This window comes from Streptomyces sp. NPDC029674, assembly GCF_044903205.1.
Lineage (GTDB): Bacteria > Actinomycetota > Actinomycetes > Streptomycetales > Streptomycetaceae > Streptomyces.
Map to the genome: position 1 here is coordinate 80969 of NZ_JBJDPY010000013.1, position 20271 is coordinate 101239.

The following is a 20271-nucleotide window of genomic DNA, read 5'->3' on the forward strand; positions in this document are numbered from 1 at the left end:
TTCCGGTGTGAGGGGCGGCGGTGACCCCCTTGCAAAGGGGCGGAACACCGCTGCGCAAGCCGAGCGGTGCGCCGGTGATAATGCGGCTCGGCTCGGGACAAGTGAAAACCCTAACACCCCAAAGCCGCTGGTAGAGCCCGTGTGTGAGAAATGCGAGGGCGCTCGACGGCGGACTTGACTTTTCTCTTCCTTTCCTAGGCTACCGACTTTTGCGGGCTTTATTGATTTCACTTGCATTTTCGCTGGAGCTGTGAGCAATGAGTCCGTGGGGGCGTCTACGGCTGTGCTCACACTTTCCGTGAAATGGCAACTTGTACTAACGTTCGTGGCCGGGTCGACGGAGGGGAGGGGTAGTGGCCATTGACATCGGGGTGTTTCTGCCGGTGCTCGAAGCGGAAGGCCGGGGGCAGGCCGGGGAGTTCGCCGCGGCCGCGCGGCGGGCGGAGGAGCTCGGCTTCGAGTCGGTGTGGGCGAGCGGCCATCTGACGGGACGCGTCCCGATGCTGGACGCGACGGTCACGCTCGCCACGGCCGCCGCGGTCACCACCCGCGTCAAGGTCGGCTACGGAGTCCTGACGGTCCCCGTCCATCCGGTCGCCCACCTCGCCCAGCAGCTCGCGAGCCTCCAATTCCTCTCCGAGGGACGCCTGTTGGTGGGCGCGGACGCCGGGGGAGGCGCTTGGGCGCAGTGGCGTGGCGGCCTTGCCGACTCGCCCGTCTGGGCGGCGGCCGGCGTGCCGTACGAGGAGCGTGACGAGCGGACCGACCGCGCGCTGGAGCAGCTGGGGAGCCTGCTCGTGGCGCACCCGACGGAGGTCGGCGGCGCCGAACTGACCCTGAAGCCCCGCGTGAACCGGCCGCCCTTCCTCATCGGCGGTGAATCGGACGCCGACCTGCGGCGCGCGGTCCGGTACGGCAACTGGTTCCCGAACCTCGCCTCTCCCGCGTATCTCGCCCGGACGCTGCCCCGCCTGGCCGCACTGGGCGCCGAGACGGGCCGCGGCGTCCGGCCCGTGGTGAGCGTCGCCGTCCCGGCCGCGCTCGACGCCGACGGCGCGCGCGAGCGGCGCGACCCGCCGGCCGGGAACGTGCTGCGCCGCTACGGCATCGACGCCGAGCGCGCGAGCGCCATGGCGGTCGACGGGACACCGGAGCGGGCCGCCGAGAAGATCGTCGAGTTCGCGCGGTCCGGGGCCGACAGGATCGTCCTGAGCTTCCCCGGCGCCGACTGGCGTACGCAGTACGAACGGGCCGCGCGGGCAGCCGAGCTGGCCTGGCGCGTCCTGCCCTTCCGGCGGACCGCCACCGCCGGGAACCAGACCAACTGCGCCGGCTGGGCGCGGGTCACCCTCGACGTGGAGCGCGAGCCGGGAACGTACGCCTTCGTCAACCCGATCGGCACCGAGATCCTCGACGCCGGGCTCGCCGAAGCCCTGGAGGAGGGCGTGCGCGAAGGGCTCGCGGGGGAGGCCAGGACCGTGCGGGTGCACCGCGCCTGGGTGCACGAGGTCGACGCGAACGAGCGGGTCTTCCATCGGGCGGGACGCGAGGCGGTCGCCGCGGCGCTGGCCGCGGAACGCGCCGGTGCGCGCCGGTGACCGACCGCTCTCCGGCGGTCTCCCTGTGGAGGAATCGGAACTACCGCGTCTTCCTCCTCATCCAGACCCTCTCCGCCCTCGGCGACTCGTTCTCGTTCGTGGCGATACCGCTGCTCGTACTGCACAGCACCGGCTCGGTCGTCCAGATGGGCCTGGTCACGGGGATGACAGGCGTCGCGTCCATCGTCACGGGGCTCTTCGCCGGTGTGATCGCCGACCGGTTCGACCGGCGCCGCCTCCTGATGCTCGCCGACGTGGCGCGCTGTCTGCTGTACGCGCTGATCCCGCTGGTCTGGCTCTTCACGACGCCGATGTGGCTGATCTACACGGTGGTTCCGCTCACCGGCGGCTTCGCGATGCTCTTCCAGGTGACGTACGTGACCGTGGTGCCCGCCATCGTCGAACCCGACCAGATCACCAGGGCCAACGCCCACCTCTTCGGCTCCTACGCCGTGGCGACGGTCGGCGGGCCCACCCTCGCGGGCTTCGTCGCGGCGGCGTCCGGGCCCGTGGCCGCCATCGGGATCGACGCCGTCACCTTCGCCGTGTCCGCCGCCGGACTCCTCTTCGTCAAGCTGCGGCCGGCACCGCCGCCCGACGGCGCCGAACGGGCGGGCGTGCGCGGCGAGTTCCTCGCCGGAGTCCGTTTTCTGTGGGCGCACCCCGTCCTGCGGCCGCTGACCGTGCTGCTGTCCCTGTTCGTCTTCCTCACGCACGGCATGACCGACGTCATCATCTTCCGCGTCAAGAAGGACCTCGGGCACGGGGACGACACGGTGGGCTACGTGCTGAGCGCGGGCACCGTCGGCACGCTCCTCGCCTCGTTCGTGGTCACCCGGGTGCGCAAGGGGCTCGGTTTCGGGCGGAGTTGGGTCGGTGCCACCGCGCTCGGCGGCGTCGCCGTCGCCTGTCTCGGCCTCACCGACAGCGTGCCGACGATCGGCGCGCTCTCGGCGGGCATGCTGCTCGCCACCGGCGTCGCCGGCATCTGCTCCATGTCCCTGCGCCAGGAAGTGACACCGAGTCACCTGCTGGGGCGGGTCACGGCGGCGTTCTGGACCACGCACTACTCGCTCGGCCCGCTGGGGGCCGCCGCCGTCACCGCGGCGGCGGCCGGCTTCGGGGTCGCCCGGGTGTGCCTGGCCGTGGGGGCGGGCGTGGTGTGCGTGGCGCTGAGCGGGACGCTGACGGGGATCGTGCGTGCGGAAGCGTCCGCCTGACACCCGACCAGGTGTGCCTCCCTAGCGGCTGCGCGTCGCGCCTCCCACGTGTTTCGCGTCCGGGTCCGGCGGTGGCGCGGACCCACCGCGCCCGTTCCGCTTCTCGTCGCCGTGGCCGGGCCACCAGGCCGCGTGCCCGATCAGCGCGGTGAGCGCCGGGGTGAAGATCAGCGCCATGACGAACGCGGCGATGAGGATGCCGAAGGAGAGCGAGAAGCCCATCTGGGAGAGCGTCGAGTTGCCCGCGAGCATCAGCGTCGCGAACGTACCCGCGAGGATCACGCCCGCCGAGCCGATCGTCGGGCCCGAGTGGCGCACCGCAGTCCCCGCGGCGTCGTGCGGGCCGCGGCCCTCGCGGGCCTCCTCGCGCAGCCGCGACACCATGAGGATGTTGTAGTCCGTGCCGAGCGCCACCACGAACAAGTACATGATCACAGGCAGCATGAACATCAACCCGGGCTGGCTGCCGAGCTGCTGGAAGAGCAGGGAGGTCGCGCCGAGCGTCGCGCCGAAGCCGAGGGCGACGGACAGCATCAGGTACCAGGGCGCCACCAGGCTGCGCAGCAGCAGGCCGAGGATCACCATGATGGCGAGCGCCGCCACGGGGAACACCACCGAGTAGTCGCGGTCCACCGCCCTGTTGATGTCGACGTACACCGCCGTGGTGCCGCCGACGAGCGCCTGCGTGCCGGCCGGCGCGGACTCGTGGGCGGCAGGCCGCAGCCGGTCCTTGACGGTGGCGAGGGCCTTGTCGGAGGCCGGCGGGTCCGAGAGGATCACGGAGTACGAGGCCGTCGTACGGTCCGGACTCAGCCGCGGCGCGGCGACCTCGCCCACGCCCTCGATGTCGGAGAGCCGCTCGCGGAAGGCGTCGGCCTGCGGCTTCGGCACGGCCCTGTCGGCCGTGAGGTACACGGAGGTCGGGTCGGTGCTGCCCGCGGGGAAACCCTTCTCGAGGTTGTCCAGGGCGACCATCGACTCCTTGTCCTTGGGCAGCGAGGAGCCGGCCAGGTCGAAGTTGGCCTTGTAGCCGAGCGCGCCGAGCGTGAGCGCCCCCATGAACACCGCGGAGACCAGCGCCCACACGGCCGGCTTGCGGGCGATGGACGCGCCGAGCCTGGCGAACCCCGTCCCGTGCGGCTCCTGTTGCCACGACTTCGACGGCCAGAACACCTTCGTGCCGAGGAGCGACACCACCGCGGGGACGAGCGTGAGTCCGGCGAGCAGCGTCACGAACACCGCGATGGCGAGGGCCGGGCCCATGGACTGCAGCATGCCGAGCGAGGACAGCGTCAGCGCGGCGAAGGCGACGATGACGGCGCCCGCCGCCGACGTGATGGCCTCACCGACCCGCTCGACGGCGTGCACCATGCCGCTCTTGGGATCCTCACCCGCGCGCAGGGCCTCCCGGTAGCGGAAGAGCAGGAACAGGATGTAGTCCGTGCCCACGCCGAACAGGACGACGGTCAGGAGCTCCTGGATGGAGGAGTCCGCCTTCATGTCGAAGGCCTTGTTCGCGGAGGCGATCAGGCCCGTGGCCATCGGTGAGATCAGGCCGATGAGGACGACGGGCAGCAGCGCGATGATCGGGCTGCGGAAGATCACGAGGAGCAGCACGATGATGATCACGATGGTGCCGACGCCGACGAGCAGGCCCGCCCGCTCGGACGCGTCGCTCTCGTCGAGCGCCTGCGCCGCCGAGCCGGTGATCCCGGCCGACAGGTCCGTGCCCTTCAACTCCGGCTTGAGACCGTCCCGGAGCTCCTTCACGGCGTCCTGCTGCGAGGTGTCCTCGGGGTCGGTGATCTTCGGCATCGCGACGACGGACGTCTGCACCTTTTTGTTGGGCGAGACCTCGCCGGGCACGACGGCCTGCACCTCGGGGATCTTCCGGCTCCGCAGGTCCTCGGATATGCGCTTCACATCGGCGGAGTCGGCTGCCGTCAGCTTCTCGCCGTCGGAGCGCTGGAAGACGATGATCGCACCGATGTTCTGCTGCTTGGGGAATTCCTTTTCCTGCACGTCGGAGGCGCGAATGGACTCGTAGTGATCGGGAAGGAAACTCGCCTCGTCGCTGCTGGAGGTGAGCTTCGGCGCCAGCGAGATCACCGCGCCGGCCGCGACCACCCACGCCAGAATGATCCACCAGGGACGGCGCACCACGAATCGGCCCAGGCCAGAGAACATCGGCTACTGCCTCTCCTCGCCCCCGAGGCATAACAGTCGTGTTCCGCCCAGGATCGGCCGTACCGGGCGGCCCCGCCACTCGAACGAACCACTTTCGGTCACTCGCGTCGCGGCGGGGCGCCCGTGGGCTCCGGCGGGCCCGTCAGAAGTTGATCATGTGCCCGGCCAGGCCGTGCACCGCTTCCTTGACGGCCTCACCCAGGGTCGGGTGCGCGTGGACGTTGCGCGCCACCTCGTGGACGGTGAGATCCCACTGCTGGGCCAGGGTGAGCTCGGGCAGCAGCTCGGTGACGTCCGGGCCGATCAGGTGGGCACCGATGATCTCGCCGTACTTCGCGTCGCTGATGATCTTCACGAAGCCGACGGTGTCGCCGAGACCGTGCGCCTTGCCGTTGGCCTGGAACGGGAACTTCGCGACCTTGACGTCGAAGCCCTTCTCCTTGGCCTGCGCCTCCGTCCAGCCGAAGCTCGCGATCTGCGGCTGCGAGTACGTGGCACGCGGGATCATCGGGTAGTCGAGTTCCATCGTCTCGGCGTCCGCGAGGGTCTCCGCCGCCACGACGCCCATGGCCTCGGCGGTGTGCGCCAGCATCAGCTTCGCGGTGACGTCACCGATGGCGTAGATGTGCGGGACGTTCGTGCGGCAGCGGCCGTCGACGTCGATCGCGCCGCGCTCGGTGAGCGCCACGCCCGTCGCCTCCAGGCCGAAACCGGAGACGTTCGGCGCGAAACCGATGGCCTGCAGGACCTTGTCGGCCTCCAGGACCTGCTCCTTGCCGTCCTTGCCCGTGACGGTCACCCGGACCTGCTCGCCGGACTCGTCGATCGACTCGACGCGCGTCGAGGTCATGACGTCGATCCCGAGCTTGCGGTACTGCTTCGCCAGCTCCTTCGAGACGTCCGCGTCCTCCAGCGGCGCCACGCGGTCCAGGAACTCGACGATCGTGACCTTCACGCCGTAGTTGTGCAGGACGTACGCGAACTCGATGCCGATGGCGCCCGCGCCCGCGATCACGATGGACCGCGGCAGCGAGTCGGCGAGGATCTGCTCCTCGTACGTCACCACGCGCTCGCTGCGGCTCGTGCCGGGAAGGAGGCGGGGCGTGGCGCCGGTGGCGATGATGCAGTTGTCGAAGCCGATGGTGGCGGTCGTGCCGTCGGACTTCGCGACCTGCAGCGTGTTCGCGTCGAGGAAGGTGCCCCGGCCGTCGAACTCGGTGATGCCGTTCTTCTTCATCAGGAAGTGGACGCCCTTGACGCGGCCGTCCGCGACCGTGCGGCTGCGGTTGAACGCCTCGCCGTAGTCGAAGGAGACCTGCCCGTCGACCTTGATGCCGTACGTCTTCTGCTCGTGCGTGAAGAGGTGGGCCAGCTCGGCGTTGCGCAGCAGGGCCTTCGTCGGGATGCAGCCGACGTTGAGGCAGACACCGCCCCAGTACTTCTCCTCGACGACCGCTACCCGCTTGCCCAGCTGGGCGGCGCGGATGGCGGCGACATAGCCGCCGGGTCCTGCTCCGAGCACGACGACGTCGAAGCGGTCTTCCATGGGGAGGTCCTCTCTGGGTGGTACGGATCCGGTGGTGCGGATGGCTCTCTGCCACGATCATCCGCCATGCGGAGGCCCGGGCGGTCAGTGGGTGGGACACACCACAGCCCCCACGGCCGGTCCACCGTGCGAGTGCGCCCCGGTGGGACCGGCAACCACCGTGCTCCACAAGGCCGTTGAAGTTTGTGAAGTTCGTTCACTCGAACGTGGATCACCGGATAGTGTCGCGGCAAGGAACACGTTCCGTGAATCCCGCGGGAGAGGTGGAGAGCGCGCTGTGGCGAGTGACAACCAGTCCGAGACGGTGTCCGGGCCGTCCATTCCCTACGACGTCCCGACGTCGGCCCGCGGCTACGGCTGGATGCTGGGCGGCAAGGACAACTACGAGATCGACCGGAAGTTCGTCCTCTCCACCGTGCCCTCGTTCCCCGAGGTCGTCGACATCTGCCGGCAGAACCGCCAGTTCCTCTACCGTGCGGTGCGGCATCTGACGCGCGAGGAGGGCATCCGCCAGTTCATCGACATGGGCTGCGGGCTGCCCACCGACAACAACGTCCACCAGGTCGCCCAGCGCTTCGCCCCCGACGCGCGCGTCGTCTACGTGGACTGCGATCCGATCGTCCTCGCGCACGGCCGCGCGCTGCTCGCCGACGACTCCTCCACGACGGTCATCATGGGCGACATGCGGGACCAGGACGCGATCCTGGCCCACCCCGACGTGACGCGCCTCATCGACTTCGACGAGCCGGTCGCCGTGCTCTTCCTCTCCGTGGGACACCACCTCGTCGACGCCGACGACCCGCACCGGATCCTGCGCACGATCATCGACCGCGCGGCTCCCGGCAGCTTCGTGAGCTTCTCGCAGGTCGTCTGCGACGACCCCGAGCGCGGCGCGCGGATGACCGAGCACATCGCCGGCGGCGGCGTGCCCTGGCAGACCCGCACGCCCGCCGAGGTCGACGTGCTGCTCGAAGGCCTGGAGCCGGTGGAGCCCGGCGTGCTGAACCTCGTCGACTGGCGCCCCGACCCCGACCAGCCGGAACTCGCCCCTGTCGACCCCGATCTCGTGCCCTACCTCGGCGTGACCGCCGCCAACAAGGGGATCTACGAGTACGGGGGAGTGCTGCGCAAGCCGTAGCGGACGGTTGACCCGCAGGGATCCACGTCCCACAATGACGACCATGATCCAGCACCTGACCGCCGCCACCCGGACGTTCGGCGTCCCGTGGCGGCGCGGGTGCGAGCGATCGGGCCGCTAGCTGTACGGAGTCCGCTCCTCCGCTGTACGGAGTCCGCCCCGTGCGTACGCCAGCCCGTTCCCGCGTCCGAAGGATCAGACCCCATGACCGCCTCACCGCAGACCTCCGTGGCCCCCGCGACCCCCGTCCTGCGCGAAGCACGCGTACCCGCCGACGGCATGTACGAGGGCCGCCGCACCCTGCGCCGCCTGCCCGACGACTGGCAGGAGCGCCCCTACGAACTCTTCGACGTCGTGCCCCGGGGCCGCGTCATCGGCGCCGAGATCCGCGGCGTCGACCTCGCGCGGCCGCTGACGCCCGCCCTGCGCGAGGAGCTCAACCGCGCCCTCCTGGAGTGGAAGGTGCTGTTCTTCCGCGGCGCCCGCATCACCTCCGGGCAGCAGCGCGCCTTCGCCCTCAACTGGGGCGAACTGGAGACCAATCCGCTGCTCGCGCGCGGCTCCGCCGACGACGTCGTCCGCTTCGACAAGGGCGGCAGCGCCACACCCACGTACGAGAACGTCTGGCACGCCGACGTCACCTTCCGCGAACGCCCGGCGCTGGGCGCGGTGCTGCAGCTGCACGAGGTGCCGCCGTTCGGCGGCGACACGATGTGGGCGGACATGGCGGCCGCGTACGACAACCTCCCCGACACGGTGAAGGCGCGCATCGACGGCGCGTACGCCGTGCACGACTTCATCCCCGGCTTCGCCCGCTTCTACGGCCCCGAGAAGCTCGCCCCGCTCCAGGACGAGTTCCCGCCCGTCACCCACCCCGTGGTGCGCACGCACCCGGAGACCGGACGGCGGATGCTCTTCGTCAACACCTCCTTCACCACGCACATCGTCGGCATGGAGCGCGAGGAGAGCGACCGGCTGCTCGGCTACCTCGTGCGGCAGGCCCATGTGCCGGAGTACCAGGTGCGGTTCCACTGGCAGGCGGGCGACGTCGCCTTCTGGGACAACCGCGCCACGCAGCACTACGCCGTCGACGACTACGCCCCGCACCGGCGGGTCGCGGAGCGCGTCGCCATCGCGGGCGACCGGCCGTACTGATGACGAATCCGCCGCCCGCGCCCGGCACCTCTGAGGGCGCCCTCGCCGGGCTCAAGGTGCTCGACCTGTCCCGGGTCCTCGCCGGGCCCTACTGCGCGCAACTGCTCGCCGACCACGGGGCCGATGTCATCAAGGTCGAGCCCCCGGCCGGTGACGAGACCCGCGGCTGGGGCCCGCCGTTCGTCGCGCCGGACACCTCCGCCTACTACCGGAACCTCAACCGCGGCAAGAAGAACATCGTCGTCGACCTCTCCGTGCCCGAGGGCCGCGACATCCTCGGCACGCTGCTGCGCGGCACCGACGTCGTCATCGAGAACTTCAAGGCGGGCACCCTCGCCAAGTGGGGCTACTCCGACGAGGAGCTGCGGCGCCGCTTCCCCGCTCTCGTCCACTGCCGCGTCACCGGCTTCGGCACCGACGGACCGCTCGGCGGACAGCCCGGCTACGACGCGGTGCTGCAGGCCTACAGCGGTCTGATGAGCGTCAACGGCGAGCCGGACGGACCGCCACTGCGCGTCGGCGTGCCGGTCGTCGACCAGGTCACCGGCATCCTCGCCTTCTCCGGCGTCCTGCTGGCCCTCCACGAACGGCACCGCTCCGGACTCGGCCAGCTCGTCGACTGCACCCTCCTGGACACCGCGGTCAGCCTGCTCCACCCGCACTCGGCGACCTGGCTCGCCGACGGCACCGTCCCGCGCCGCACCGGCTCCGCGCACCCCACCATCGCCCCCTACGACTCGTTCGCCGCCGCCGACGGGCCGCTGTTCATCGCGGTCGGCAACGACCGGCAGTTCGCCGCGCTCACCGACGTACTGGGGCTCCCGGCGCTGGCCGGCGACCCGCGCTTCCGCACCAACCCCGACCGCGTACGCCACCAACAGGAGCTGCGTGCCGCCCTGGAGAAGGCCATCGCCGCCCGCCCCCGCGCGGACCTCACCGCGCTCCTCACGGCACGGGGCGTTCCGGCCTCACCCGTGCACGACGTCGCCGAGGCGCTGACCGCACCCCAGGTGCGCCACCGCGGCCTGGTCGTCGAGGACGGCGACTACCGCGGGCTCGCCTCGCCCGTCTCCCTGTCCCGCACGCCGGGCGCGGGTCCGGGGCGTGGTGCGGGAGGCGGGCGCGGACACGCGCGAGGTGCTGGCGGCCCACGAGGCCGACGACGCGTGATTGTCAGTGGCGGGTGCGAGGGTGCCCTCATGACACGCACGACATGCGCGACACCACTGAGACTCACCGACATCGAGGCGGCGCTGCGGGACAGTTGGGGTCCGGACACCGCCGACCCGAGATCCGGCGACCCATGGTCGCCGGACAACCCCGAGCGGGACCAGTGCGGCGTCACGGCGCTCGTCCTGAACGACCTGCTGGGCGGGGAGCTGGTACTGGGCGAGGTCCACGCCGAAGGCGAGCGGACGGGATATCACTGGTGGAACCGGCTGTCCTCCGGGGTCGAGATAGACCTCACCCGTGGCCAGTTCCTGCCCGGCGAGACCGTCACTGAGGGCGCCGTCGTCGTGCGCCCGCCCGAGATCCGCCAGTGCCGCGAGGAGTACGAGCTGCTGCGCGCCAGGGTCCTGCGGAGGCTGGACGAGCGGGCCCGGGCCGGGCAGACGGCGAGCGCTCACGCCACGTCGTAGACGTCGAGCCACCCGCGCGTCGGCGGCGCCGTGCCCGGGCGGCCGAGGACACACTACGGCCCCCGGTGTCACCCGACACCGGGGGCCGCCCCGCGTCCCGGCCGCCTTCCCCCACGAAAGGTCACCGGGACTCCCCTGAGTGTGGTTCAGGGATCCCGTCAGAAGGACAGTGCCGCGCCCTCCCCGAGACCAGCCTTCATCTCACACCGGTTCGCGAAGGTCGTGGACCAGTTGACGTGCTTGCCGTTCCAGACGCCGGCGACCGTCACGGTGAACGGCTGCCACTCCTTGGTGCAGACGGCGTCGGAGTTGGTCCCGACCAGGTGGTTGAACTCGCCGCCGACCTTGGCGAGTTCGGCGCACGCGGCGGCCGGCGCAGGGTGGGTCCCCGCGGGGCGCGGCGCGCAGGTGAGTGTCACGGCGCGCTCCACCGCGGCGGAGCCGGCGTCCTCGCCCTGGCCGACCGTCAACACCAGGGCCGTCGGCGCGTAGAGGCTCTTGCTCTTCGGGGCCTCGGCCTGCGCGGTGCCTGCTGTCGCGGCGAGGACGCAGGTGGCCGCGGCTGCGGCTGCTCCCACGGCCTTGAGGGTGCGACGCATGGTGGACTCTCCTTCGATCGATGCGGTTGGTGACTGCGGTGAGGAGTCTTGCCGGTGCGGAGAGTGAGTGCCATCCGGATGGTCGATTTCCGGATGTGTCGCTCCGGTGAGCGGTGACCGTACGATCGTTCGGGCAGCTCAGGGGTGGTGGGAGCGGTTCCGTACGGCGTGTCCAACATGTGGACGAACGGTGTTGGTATAACGGAGAACCACCGCCTGACCTGCGGAAATGAAAAATTGGTTCTGCTTTAGACGATCTGTATCGTCCGGAAATCATCGTTGAACGGCGCCATCACCTTTCGAATCGATGGTGCGCCGGGGTTGATTCCCTCATGATCGACGAAGCGGCGTGGCGGGTCAGCCGCGCGAGAACGCCAACACGGCGGCCAGGTTCATCGGCTGACGCGTCGACACATACACGTAGGGCGCGCCTCCCCATGAGTTGCGCAACTCGATGCGCAGTGCGGTGGGGATGTAGGACCGCAGGAGCAGCAGCGCGTACGGGTTCGCCCTGACCGTGCGCCATTCGAAGGCCTCCCGCTCGTCGAGGATCTCCGTCGCGCCGAGCGCCTCGATGGGGATGACGCGCTTGCCGACGACGAGGGAGCCCGGCGTCACGAGGATGCGCACGCTGCCGTGCAGGTGCACGAGCGCGGCGGACACCGCGATACCGACCGTGGCCGCCGTCACCGCGGCGAGCACGCCGAAGGGAATGGCCGCCACGGCCAGTCCGGCTCCGCCGAGCGCCACCAGTCCCCACCAGGAGCGGGGGACGCTCAGCCGCTCTTCGTAGATGTGCATGACCGCATCCTGGCAGGCAGGCGCGCGGCCGGGGGCGGGGGGCCCGCCTCTTGTCACCCGTGCGTACCGCGAGGCAACTCGTGGCCATTGATTCCCGTCATCGAAAGCGTAAGCGGGGCACGTGAGTTCGGATACGTGCTCCGGCGCGAGTGATGACGAGGAGAACCACGTTGAGACGTGTCGCACGAGTGGCGACCGCGGCATTGGCGGTGCTCGCCCTGGCGGCGGTGTCGCCGGGCGCCGCGCAGGCCCTGCCGTCCGCCGACCCTCCGGTGCCCGGGCCGCCCCCGGCGCCCGCGTCGGCCGGAGCCGACGGCAAGGGCCTGCGGGAAGGCTGGCGGCTGGCCGGGGAAGGCGCAGGGAAGGAGCTCGTCTGGGCCTCGCCCGACCCGGTCCCCATGGGTGACGCGCGGGTCGAGTTCTACGCCGGGGACAAGCTCCTCGGCCGGCCCGTGGCGGCGCAGGACCGGCGCTCCTTCCGGCTGCCGCTGCACGGCGCGCGCATCGGCCCCGCGAAGCGGCTGAAGGTGCTGGCCGCCGGCCGCCGCCTGGACGAGGCCGGGACCGACGCGGAGTCGCGCGGCCCGCGCCGCAACCCGTCCGCACGGCCCGCGACACCCCCGCCCGCGAACGCCGTCGACCCCGGAAAGCCGGGCCGCTACCGCACCGTCACCGGCACCTACTCCCTCAACTCGGTACGGCTGCCCGGCTTTCCCGCACCGGTGGAGATGAAGGCCGACGTGATCGGCCCCGCCGACGCACCCGGGAAGCGGCCGCTGGCCCTGTTCCTGCACGGCCGCCACTACACCTGCTACGGCGCAGGCGACGGACAGGGCATGGGATGGCCCTGCACGGCCGGCACGAAGCCGGTGCCGAGCCACAAGGGCTATCACCGCGCCCAGAAGCTCCTGGCCTCCCAGGGGTACGTCACCGTCTCCATCGCCGCCAACGGCATCAACGGCCAGGACGACGTCGCCGAGGACGGCGGCGCGCAGGCCCGCTCGTCGCTGGTGCGGCTGCACCTCGCCCGCTGGGCGGACTGGGCCGAGAAGCGGTCCACCGCCCCCGCCGCGGTGCGCGCCGTCGCGCCCGCCGACCTCTCCCGCGTGCTCCTCGTCGGACACTCCCGGGGCGGCGAGGGCGTCAACCGCGCCGCGCTGGACAGCCTCGCCCGCCCGCCCGCCGACCAGGACGGCTACGGCGGCCCGGTCCGCTGGAAGATCCGCGGCAACGTGCTGATAGGCCCCACCGTCTTCGGCCAGAACCCGGCCCCCGACGTGCCCTCCACGACGATCCTGCCGGGCTGCGACGGAGACGTGTCCGACCTCCAGGGCGAGATCTACGTCGACGGAACCCGCGGCATCAGCCGCGGCACCGCCCTGCACAGCGCGGTCTACATGGTCGGCGCGAATCACAACTTCTTCAACAGCGAGTGGACCCCGGGCCAGGCGACCGCACCCGCGGACGACGACTTCTCGTCCGACGGCACCACCGACCCCGTCTGCTCGAAGGGCACCGGGACCCGGCTGACCGCCTCGCAGCAGCAGGCCGCCGGAGCCACGTACATAGCCGCCTCGGCCCGCCTGTTCGTCGCGGGCGACGACCGGGTGCGGCCCCTCCTCGACGGTTCGGACCGGCGCGCTCCCTCCGCGGACCCCGCGCGGGTGCTCACCCACGCCGTCGGCGCGCACCGCACGCAGGCCCTGCTCCCGGGCGCCTCGACCACCGTCAAGGGCGGACGCCTGTGCGCCCAGGTGGCAGCCACCGACTCCGACGCCTGCCTGCCCTCCTCGACGTCCGGGAACTCCCCGCACTTCGCGCGCTGGGAGATCGCACCGGAACCCGGCCGGAACGCGGTGGCGATGCGCTGGTCCAGGGCGGGGGAGCCGGTGCGGATCAGCCCCGCGCGGCCCGTCTCCCTGGCGGGCGCCAAGGACGTGGCACTCCGCCTGATCGTGCCGCCCAACACCACGGGCACCCGGCTCGACGTCACCCTCGTCGACGCGTCGGGACACCGGGCGAAGCTCGGCCGGGTGAGCGTCGACGGACTGCCGGGCACCGACCGGACCGCCTCCTACTGGGGGCGCGAAGTGCGCGTACCGCTGTCCGCGGCGGCCCGTGACACCCTCGACCTCAAGCACGTGAAGACCCTGGAACTCACCCCGCGCACCCGCTCCGGCAAGGCGTGGCTGGTGGACGCCTGGGGCTGGCGCCCGGGCACCCCGGCGGTGCGGGCGGCCCAGCTGCCGCGCGTCGACGTCGGCCGGCTGACCGTCGAGGAAGGCGACTCCGGAGTGCGCACGTACAGCGTTCCGGTGCGCGTCTCGGGTGAGGGCAGCGGCAAGGTCAGGTTCTCCGTGCCCAAGCCCGGCACGGACGGGATCACGCACCGGACGGTGACGGTACGGCCGGGCGAACGCGTCGATGTGCCGGTCGAGGTGCGCGGCGACACCCGCTACGGTCACGACATCGCGCACGACGCGTTGGTCAAGGCGGTGCGCGGCGCGGTGGTCGGCTCCTACCGCGGTGGGGTGACGGCACGCAACGACGATCCGATGCCGAAGATCACGCTCGAACCCGTCAAGGACCGGGTCACCGAGGGCAAACCGCTGACGTGGCGGATGACGCTCTCGGAGCCCGTCGACGTGGACATGATGGCCGTGCTCTCCTTCCAGCCCGCCGACGGCGGCAAGGAACTGTCCACCCTGGACGTGGACCCGCGCTGGCTGGAGAACGAGTTCGGCGCGAAGCCCCGCCCGGAGCGGCCGCTGTCCAAGGTGACGGAGGAGCCGGGACAAGGCCTGTTCGTCATCGTGCCCGCGGGTGAGAAGAGCGCCGAAGTGCGGGTGCCCACCGTCAAGGACGCCGTGAGCGAGCAGGAGGAATCCCTGAAGGCCCAGCTCTACGTCTACGACGAGAACTGGGAGCCGCAGCCGGGCCCGAAGGTCACCGGCAGGGTCCGCGACGCCTCGTAGCGCGGAACGTAGCGCGGAATGCGGTCAACTCGGCGGTGCTTCCGCCGCGTTGGCCGTCCGTGTGTGCGGCTCGGCGGTCCCTCCGTCGAGCCGCGCCAGCGCCAGTGCGTGCGCCCGGTCGAGGGCGTCGGACGCGGCGCAGGGCACGTCGGGGTGCACGCCCGTGCCCTCCCAGTTGGTGCCCGACACGGGATTGACGGCCCTGCCCACCGGGATGGTCGCCTCCAAGTGCGTGTGCACGGTCCAGCCCTCGCGGGGATGCGCCCCGCCGCTGGTCGTCTCGCCGACGACGACCGCCCGCCCCAACTGCTGGAGGTCGTACGCGAGTTCCTCGCCGGCCGAGAAGGTGCGCCCGCTCGTCAGTACGTAGAGCGGCTTGTCGCCGCCGAACCGGGCGCCCGGCACATGGGCGGGGCTCCAGGACTGTTCGAGACGTTCGCCGTCGCGCCAGTACATGGAGTTGAGGTGGGTGCTCCGGTCCAGGAGGTGCCCGCAGACGAACGCGACCGCGTCGGGGTCGCCGCCGGTGTTGGCGCGCAGATCGAGGATCAGGGCGTCGGCCGGGGCGGCCAGGGTGAGCGCGGCCCCCAGCGGCTCGGCGGACCATGGCAGCGGGAACAGGGCCGGCGCCAGCTCGAGCAGCGCCACCCCGCCCGCCAGCAGCTCCAACCGGGGCACGCCGCCCAGCGAGGTGTCGAACTCCTCGCGCATCGCGGCCAGGACGGCCGCGCCCCGCTCGGCGGGCACCGGCTGGCCGTGGTGCTTGAGGCGCAGGTGGAGGTCGCCGTTGAGGGACTGGAGGTCCGTGGTGACCACGCGGGCCAGGTCGGCGGGCTCCTCCACGTCGTACGCGCCGTCGGCGAGGCGCAGCCGCAGCAGAGCGGCGAGACGTCCGGCCGGTTCGGGGAACACATAGTGCTCTTCGACGAGTTGGGCGGTCGCCTCGATGACGGAGGCGACGCTGAGATGCTGCGTGACGGTGGTCATGGCAGGGGAGTAGAACAGCCCTCTTCCCAAAGCGTCAAGAACATTGGACACTTGGCGCATGCCCGACCAGCCCCAGCCGTGCCCGCCGCCCCAACAGCCCCCGCCCCGCGGCGTCGTCGACATCGAGTCCCCGGAGCAGCACGCCGCCCTGGCGCACCCCCTCCGCCAGCGCCTGCTCTTCTCGCTGGGACACGAGCCCGCCACCATCAGCCAGCTGGCGGTGCGCCTCGACACGGCCAAGGGCAACGTGGCCCATCACCTGAAGGTGCTGCGCACCGCCGGGCTTGTCCGGATCGCCGAGACCCGCAAGGTCAGGGGCGGCACCGAGCAGTACTACCAGCGGGTGGCCGACCGCATGGCCGTCGCCGAGCCGCGTACCGAGGGGACCGCCGCGATGCTCGGCGCCGTCGCCCAGGAGCTGGGGCGCTCGCCGCAAACCACGCTGTCCCTGCGCCACGTGCGCCTCAGCCCCGACAAGGCGCGGGAACTCGCCGAGACGCTCGCCCGGCTGGTCGACGAGGCCGAGGAAGGAGAGCCGGTGCACGGCGTGCTGGTGGCGCTGTACGAGCAGGTGCGGCCGGGTGAGGACACTGCCGACGCCACGGACACTGCCACTCGCACTCCTACGGGCACTGCGTAGAGTCCTCGCATGTCCGCACCCATAACCACCCCTGAACCAGAGCTTCTTCGCGCCGACCACGCCCCCGCGCTGCTCGCCTTCGAGGAGGCGAACCGCGCCTACTTCGCCGCGTCGGTCCCCGACCGCGGAGACGCCTACTTCCGCGACTTCGACACGCGGCACCGCGCCCTCCTGGCCGAGCAGGCGACGGGGGCCTGCTTCTTCCACGTGCTGGTGGACGACGACGGCGCGATCCTCGGACGCGTCAACCTCGTCGACGTCGCGGACGGCAGCGCCGAACTCGGCTACCGCGTCGCGGAGAAGGCCGCGGGACAGGGCCTCGCCACCCGGGCCGTCCGGCAGATCCGCGACCTCGCCCGCACCGCGTACGGCCTGACCGAGCTGCGTGCCGCGACGACGCTGGACAACCCGGGCTCGCGGGCCGTGCTCACCCGCGTCGGCTTCGTGCCCACCGGGGACGTCCGGCTCGACGGCCGTCCGGGGACGAGCTACGTCCTGACGCTCTGACGCGACTCGTGCAGCCGCGTGTGATAGCGGCCCTCCGACTCGTACCCGGCGGGATCCTCGCCCGCCAGCCTCACCTGCCGGATCGCGTCGCGACGCTCCTCGGGGCTGGTGAAGAGCCGCTGCGTATAGGTCCGTGAGGAGTCCGTCACCGTGTCGAGGCCGTGCGCGGCCAGCGTCTCGACGATGCGTCCGTACGGCACCGTCCGCAGCACGAACGCGCTCACCCAGACCGGCAGCCGGGCGCAGTCGAGCAGCGCGTCGAAGGTGCGGTGCGAGATGTAGCCGATGCCCCCGGTGACCGTGATCAGACCGGTGCGGGCGACCGCGTCGCGCAGCTGCGGGCTGGGCGGATGCCGCTCCAGGTTCTCCGCGTACGCCTCGTCGAGGAGGCCCGCGTCCAGCGCGTAGCGGGTGGCGTTCTCCGCCAGGTCGAGGCCGATGACCGGGGTGGCGTCGGGGCGCCGCCGCGAGGCGTAGAACTCCTTGTCGCGCTCGACGAGTTCGTCCGGCGTGAGCGCGGCGGCCTCGGCCGAGGTGTAGTGGGCGTACAGGTCGGCGAGGGTGAGGTCGTGGTTGAGCAGTGCCGCGTTGATGCCGTACGAGCAGCACAGGTCCAGGACCGTCACGGGACCCTCGTCGCCGGGCAGCTGGGCGCGCAGGTCGCGGGTGCGGCGGAACACCGCCTGGGCGTGCTGCGGTATCTCGTACTCGTAGGGCGCCAGCGTCCGGAAGTAGGCGCGCGGGTCCGGCTGGTCGTAGATGTCGTCGAACCGGGTCTTGCCCGACGCGGTCCTTGTCCTGTGCCGGTCTGTGGCCATGGAGCACCTCCGGGAGCGGGGAACGGGGCTGGGGCAGACGTGCACCTCTACCCGACCCCTGCCGCCCCCCGGTAGACCTCGTGGCGGTATCCGGCCACGGCGACGCTCCACCGCGGACCCGGTCGGCGGCCCCGCTGACTACCCTGGAGCCGATGTTCTCCTCCCAGGGTCCCACGCTGCGTGAGCTCGCCGTTCAGGCGTTCTCGTCCACCGAGCACGGGTACGACCTGCTCGCCCCGAAATTCGACCGCACGCCGTTCCGCACGCCTGGCCGATTCCTGCGGGCGACAGCCGACACGCTGCGCCCCCTCGGCCCCTTCGGCGCGGGCCTCGACGTGTGCTGCGGAACCGGCGCGGGCGTCGGGACGCTGCTGCCGCTGTGCCGCGAGCGGGTCACCGGCGTGGACTTCAGCGCGGGGATGCTCGCGACCGCCGCGGAGACGGTGCGGGGACCGGGCCCCGGCGCGCCCGCGGTCGAGTGGGTACGGGCCGACGCGCGCGCCCTGCCGTTCTGCGAAGGCTTCGACCTCGCCGTCAGCTTCGGGGCGTTCGGCCACTTCCTGCCCTCCGAACGGCCCGCCCTCTTCGCCGGCGTCCACCGGGCCCTGCGCCCCGGCGGCCTCTTCGCCTTCCCGATCGGCGCCCCGCAGCCCCTCACCTCCCCCTGGTACTGGGCGCTGCTCGGCTTCGACGGCGTGATGCGGGCACGGAACCGCCTGTGGCGGCCGCCCTTCGTCATGTACTACCGGACCTTCCCGCTCGGCGCGGTGCGCGACGACCTCGCCGACGCGGGCTTCGACGTGCGGCTGCACCCTCTGGAGGAGTTCGGGCGCCGCGCCGACGGCAGCCCGCACTGGCGCCTGGTGGTGGCGAGTAAGGCGTAGCCGCGCGACCCGCTACGCCTTGTCGTCGGCCGCCGCGTGCAGCGCCGCCACATCGAGCTTCCCCATGCCGAGCATCGCCCGCATGGCGCGCTGCGCCCGCTCCGCGTCCGGGTCGGAGAGGAGCTCGCCGAGCGCGGCGGGCACGACCTGCCAGGACAGGCCGTACTTGTCCTTGAGCCACCCGCAGGGACCCTCCTGGCCGCCCTCGGAGAGCTTCGTCCAGTAGTAGTCGACCTCTGCCTGGTCGGCGCAGTCGATCTGGAAGGAGACGGCCTCGTCGAAGGTGAACTCCGGGCCGCCGTTGATCGCCGTGTACGGCTGGCCGTCGAGTGAGAACTCCACGGTCAGGACGGTGCCGGCGGGGCGCGGGCCGGCCTCTCCGTAGTACGAGATGTTGCTGATCCCGGAGTTCGGGAAGACCGACACGTAGAACTTCGCCGCCTCCTCGCTCTGCTGGTCGAACCAGAGGTTGGGCGTGATCCTGGGCATGGCGTTCTCCTGTCGGTACGCGGCGGTCCTGCCCGCTCCTGATGTCTGCCTATGTGGACCGTCGCACCGCCCGGAACTCATCGCCATCCGCCGAGATCATGTCCTCTCCGGCCGGCGCAGCTGCGGCTCCCGCTCCAGCACGATCCCGAAATGCCGGTCGTACGCCGCGAGCACCTCCGCCTCCGTGGCCAGCTCGGCCGTCCGCCGCTCGCCGTCCACGGTCGTGGTGAGGGTGCGCCCGCTCAGGGTGACCCGGCCACCGCTCCCGGTGACGCGGGAGCAGACCAGGGAGCGCGTGAAGTGGGAGTCGGGCGAGGTGCGGTGGTACCAGGCACCCGCCGTGAAGTCGGCCAGCGCGCGCGGCCGCAGGTCGACCAGGTACTGCGGCTTGCCGTCCTTGACGACCTGGAGGTCATCCTCCGGAGCCCCGGCGATGCGGAACGTCCCGCCGGGGTCGGCCTGCTCGCCCCGGTCCCCGAAGGCGAGCGGCAGGTGGCTGTGGGCACCGAAGCCGACGTCGGCCAGCCAGTCCCCGCTGTCCTCGGTCCGCACGCGCAGGGCGAGGTGGTCGTAGGGGATGCCGGGCTGCCCGGCGTCGTCGTACACCCGTGCCTGCAGCAGCGTGACGTCGAAGCCGAGAGCCGTCAGGAGGGCGGCGAAGGCGCCGTTGAGCTCGTAGCAGAATCCGCCTCTGCGCGCGTCGACGACCTTCGTCACCAGCGCCTTGCCGGTCAGCTCGATGTCCTCGCCGAGGTGGACCGAGAGGTTCTCGAAGGGAACGCTGCGCAGATGCGCCAGGTGCAGGTCGCGGAGTGCTTGCGTCGTGGGGGCCGCCGGGCGTCCGGTGCCGATGCGCCGCAGGTAGGCGTCGATCTGTTCGGTGTCCATGGGCACCAGTGTGGTGCGGCGGACGCCGCCGGGGCCACGACCTTCGGACGGCGCCGGGACCGTCCGTCGGACCTAGGACTTCCGGATGATGCCGGCGCCGGGGGGGGGGGGGGCCCCCCCCCCCCGGGCCCCCCCCGCCCCCCCCCCGGCCGGGGGGGGGGGGGGGGGGCGCCCCGCCGCGCCCGCGGGGGCGCGCCCC

17 protein-coding genes are annotated in these 20271 nt (G+C 71.8%); 9 read left to right on the forward strand and 8 right to left on the reverse strand.

Going from position 1 to position 20271, the window contains the following annotated elements; genetic code table 11:
* Positions 1-353: 353 nt before the first annotated feature.
* Positions 354-1598 carry an LLM class flavin-dependent oxidoreductase gene (locus tag ACI2L3_RS28455; protein WP_404755237.1) on the forward strand — a complete coding sequence of 415 codons (1245 nt, stop codon included), beginning with the start codon at positions 354-356 and terminating at the stop codon, positions 1596-1598.
* Entirely contained in the window at positions 1595-2818 is a 1224-nt protein-coding gene (locus ACI2L3_RS28460) for an MFS transporter (RefSeq protein ID WP_404755238.1), read from the forward strand. The genes ACI2L3_RS28455 and ACI2L3_RS28460 overlap by 4 nt, the downstream gene beginning before the upstream one ends.
* Before the next feature lie 21 nt (positions 2819-2839).
* On the opposite strand, the gene ACI2L3_RS28465 is transcribed toward ACI2L3_RS28460, so the two are convergent.
* On the reverse strand, positions 2840-5005 hold the full coding sequence (locus ACI2L3_RS28465) for an MMPL family transporter (RefSeq protein ID WP_404755239.1): 2166 nt from the start codon (positions 5003-5005) through the stop codon (positions 2840-2842).
* Positions 5006-5147: 142 nt separating this feature from the next.
* Positions 5148-6551, reverse strand: a complete 1404-nt coding sequence (lpdA, locus tag ACI2L3_RS28470) for a dihydrolipoyl dehydrogenase (protein WP_404755240.1) — start codon at positions 6549-6551, stop codon at positions 5148-5150.
* A 277-nt stretch (positions 6552-6828) separates the two neighbouring features.
* On the opposite strand from lpdA, the gene ACI2L3_RS28475 reads away from it, so the two are divergent.
* The 3 genes from ACI2L3_RS28475 (at position 6829) to ACI2L3_RS28485 (ending at position 10484) form a co-directional block, all read left to right on the forward strand.
* Entirely contained in the window at positions 6829-7689 is an 861-nt protein-coding gene (locus tag ACI2L3_RS28475; protein WP_404755241.1) for an SAM-dependent methyltransferase, read from the forward strand.
* 204 nt (positions 7690-7893) lie between these two features.
* On the forward strand, positions 7894-8844 hold the full coding sequence (locus ACI2L3_RS28480) for a TauD/TfdA dioxygenase family protein (RefSeq protein ID WP_404755242.1): 951 nt from the start codon (positions 7894-7896) through the stop codon (positions 8842-8844).
* Positions 8844-10484 (forward strand): CaiB/BaiF CoA transferase family protein, encoded by a 1641-nt coding sequence (locus ACI2L3_RS28485; RefSeq protein WP_404755243.1) that lies wholly within the window; start codon positions 8844-8846, stop codon positions 10482-10484. The genes ACI2L3_RS28480 and ACI2L3_RS28485 overlap by 1 nt, the downstream gene beginning before the upstream one ends.
* 158 nt (positions 10485-10642) lie before the next feature.
* Here the strand turns inward: ACI2L3_RS28485 and ACI2L3_RS28490 are convergent, their stop codons facing one another.
* Both ACI2L3_RS28490 and ACI2L3_RS28495 read right to left on the reverse strand, forming a co-directional pair.
* Entirely contained in the window at positions 10643-11083 is a 441-nt protein-coding gene (locus ACI2L3_RS28490; RefSeq protein ID WP_404755244.1) for an SSI family serine proteinase inhibitor, read from the reverse strand.
* 357 nt (positions 11084-11440) lie between these two features.
* The gene (locus ACI2L3_RS28495) at positions 11441-11884 is read right to left on the reverse strand and encodes a DUF3093 domain-containing protein (RefSeq protein ID WP_404755245.1); all 444 of its coding nucleotides are present in this window, start codon (positions 11882-11884) and stop codon (positions 11441-11443) included.
* 170 nt (positions 11885-12054) lie between these two features.
* Here ACI2L3_RS28495 and ACI2L3_RS28500 point away from each other — a divergent pair, with 170 nt between their 5' ends.
* Positions 12055-14859, forward strand: coding sequence for a hypothetical protein (locus ACI2L3_RS28500; RefSeq protein ID WP_404755246.1), 2805 nt, complete (start codon positions 12055-12057; stop codon positions 14857-14859).
* Between the two features lie 24 nt (positions 14860-14883).
* Here ACI2L3_RS28500 and ACI2L3_RS28505 read toward each other — a convergent pair whose 3' ends face one another.
* Positions 14884-15846, reverse strand: coding sequence for a S41 family peptidase (locus tag ACI2L3_RS28505; RefSeq protein WP_404755247.1), 963 nt, complete (start codon positions 15844-15846; stop codon positions 14884-14886).
* Positions 15847-15904: 58 nt separating this feature from the next.
* Here ACI2L3_RS28505 and ACI2L3_RS28510 point away from each other — a divergent pair, with 58 nt between their 5' ends.
* Positions 15905-16486 (forward strand): ArsR/SmtB family transcription factor, encoded by a 582-nt coding sequence (locus ACI2L3_RS28510; protein WP_404755248.1) that lies wholly within the window; start codon positions 15905-15907, stop codon positions 16484-16486.
* Between the two features lie 9 nt (positions 16487-16495).
* Positions 16496-16993, forward strand: coding sequence for a GNAT family N-acetyltransferase (locus tag ACI2L3_RS28515; protein ID WP_404755249.1), 498 nt, complete (start codon positions 16496-16498; stop codon positions 16991-16993).
* Here ACI2L3_RS28515 and ACI2L3_RS28520 read toward each other — a convergent pair.
* Positions 16975-17811: a hypothetical protein gene (locus ACI2L3_RS28520; RefSeq protein WP_404755250.1), complete on the reverse strand. Its 837-nt coding sequence runs from the start codon at positions 17809-17811 to the stop codon at positions 16975-16977. The two genes, ACI2L3_RS28515 and ACI2L3_RS28520, sit on opposite strands and share 19 nt — an antisense overlap.
* Before the next feature lie 152 nt (positions 17812-17963).
* On the opposite strand from ACI2L3_RS28520, the gene ACI2L3_RS28525 reads away from it, so the two are divergent.
* A complete protein-coding gene (locus tag ACI2L3_RS28525; protein WP_404755251.1) occupies positions 17964-18695 on the forward strand; it encodes a class I SAM-dependent methyltransferase in 732 nt (243 codons plus the stop codon).
* Between the two features lie 12 nt (positions 18696-18707).
* On the opposite strand, the gene ACI2L3_RS28530 is transcribed toward ACI2L3_RS28525, so the two are convergent.
* The gene (locus ACI2L3_RS28530) at positions 18708-19184 is read right to left on the reverse strand and encodes a VOC family protein (RefSeq protein WP_404755252.1); all 477 of its coding nucleotides are present in this window, start codon (positions 19182-19184) and stop codon (positions 18708-18710) included.
* Positions 19185-19280: 96 nt separating this feature from the next.
* A complete protein-coding gene (locus ACI2L3_RS28535) occupies positions 19281-20072 on the reverse strand; it encodes an arylamine N-acetyltransferase (RefSeq protein ID WP_404755253.1) in 792 nt (263 codons plus the stop codon).
* Between the last annotated feature and the right edge of the window lie 199 nt (positions 20073-20271).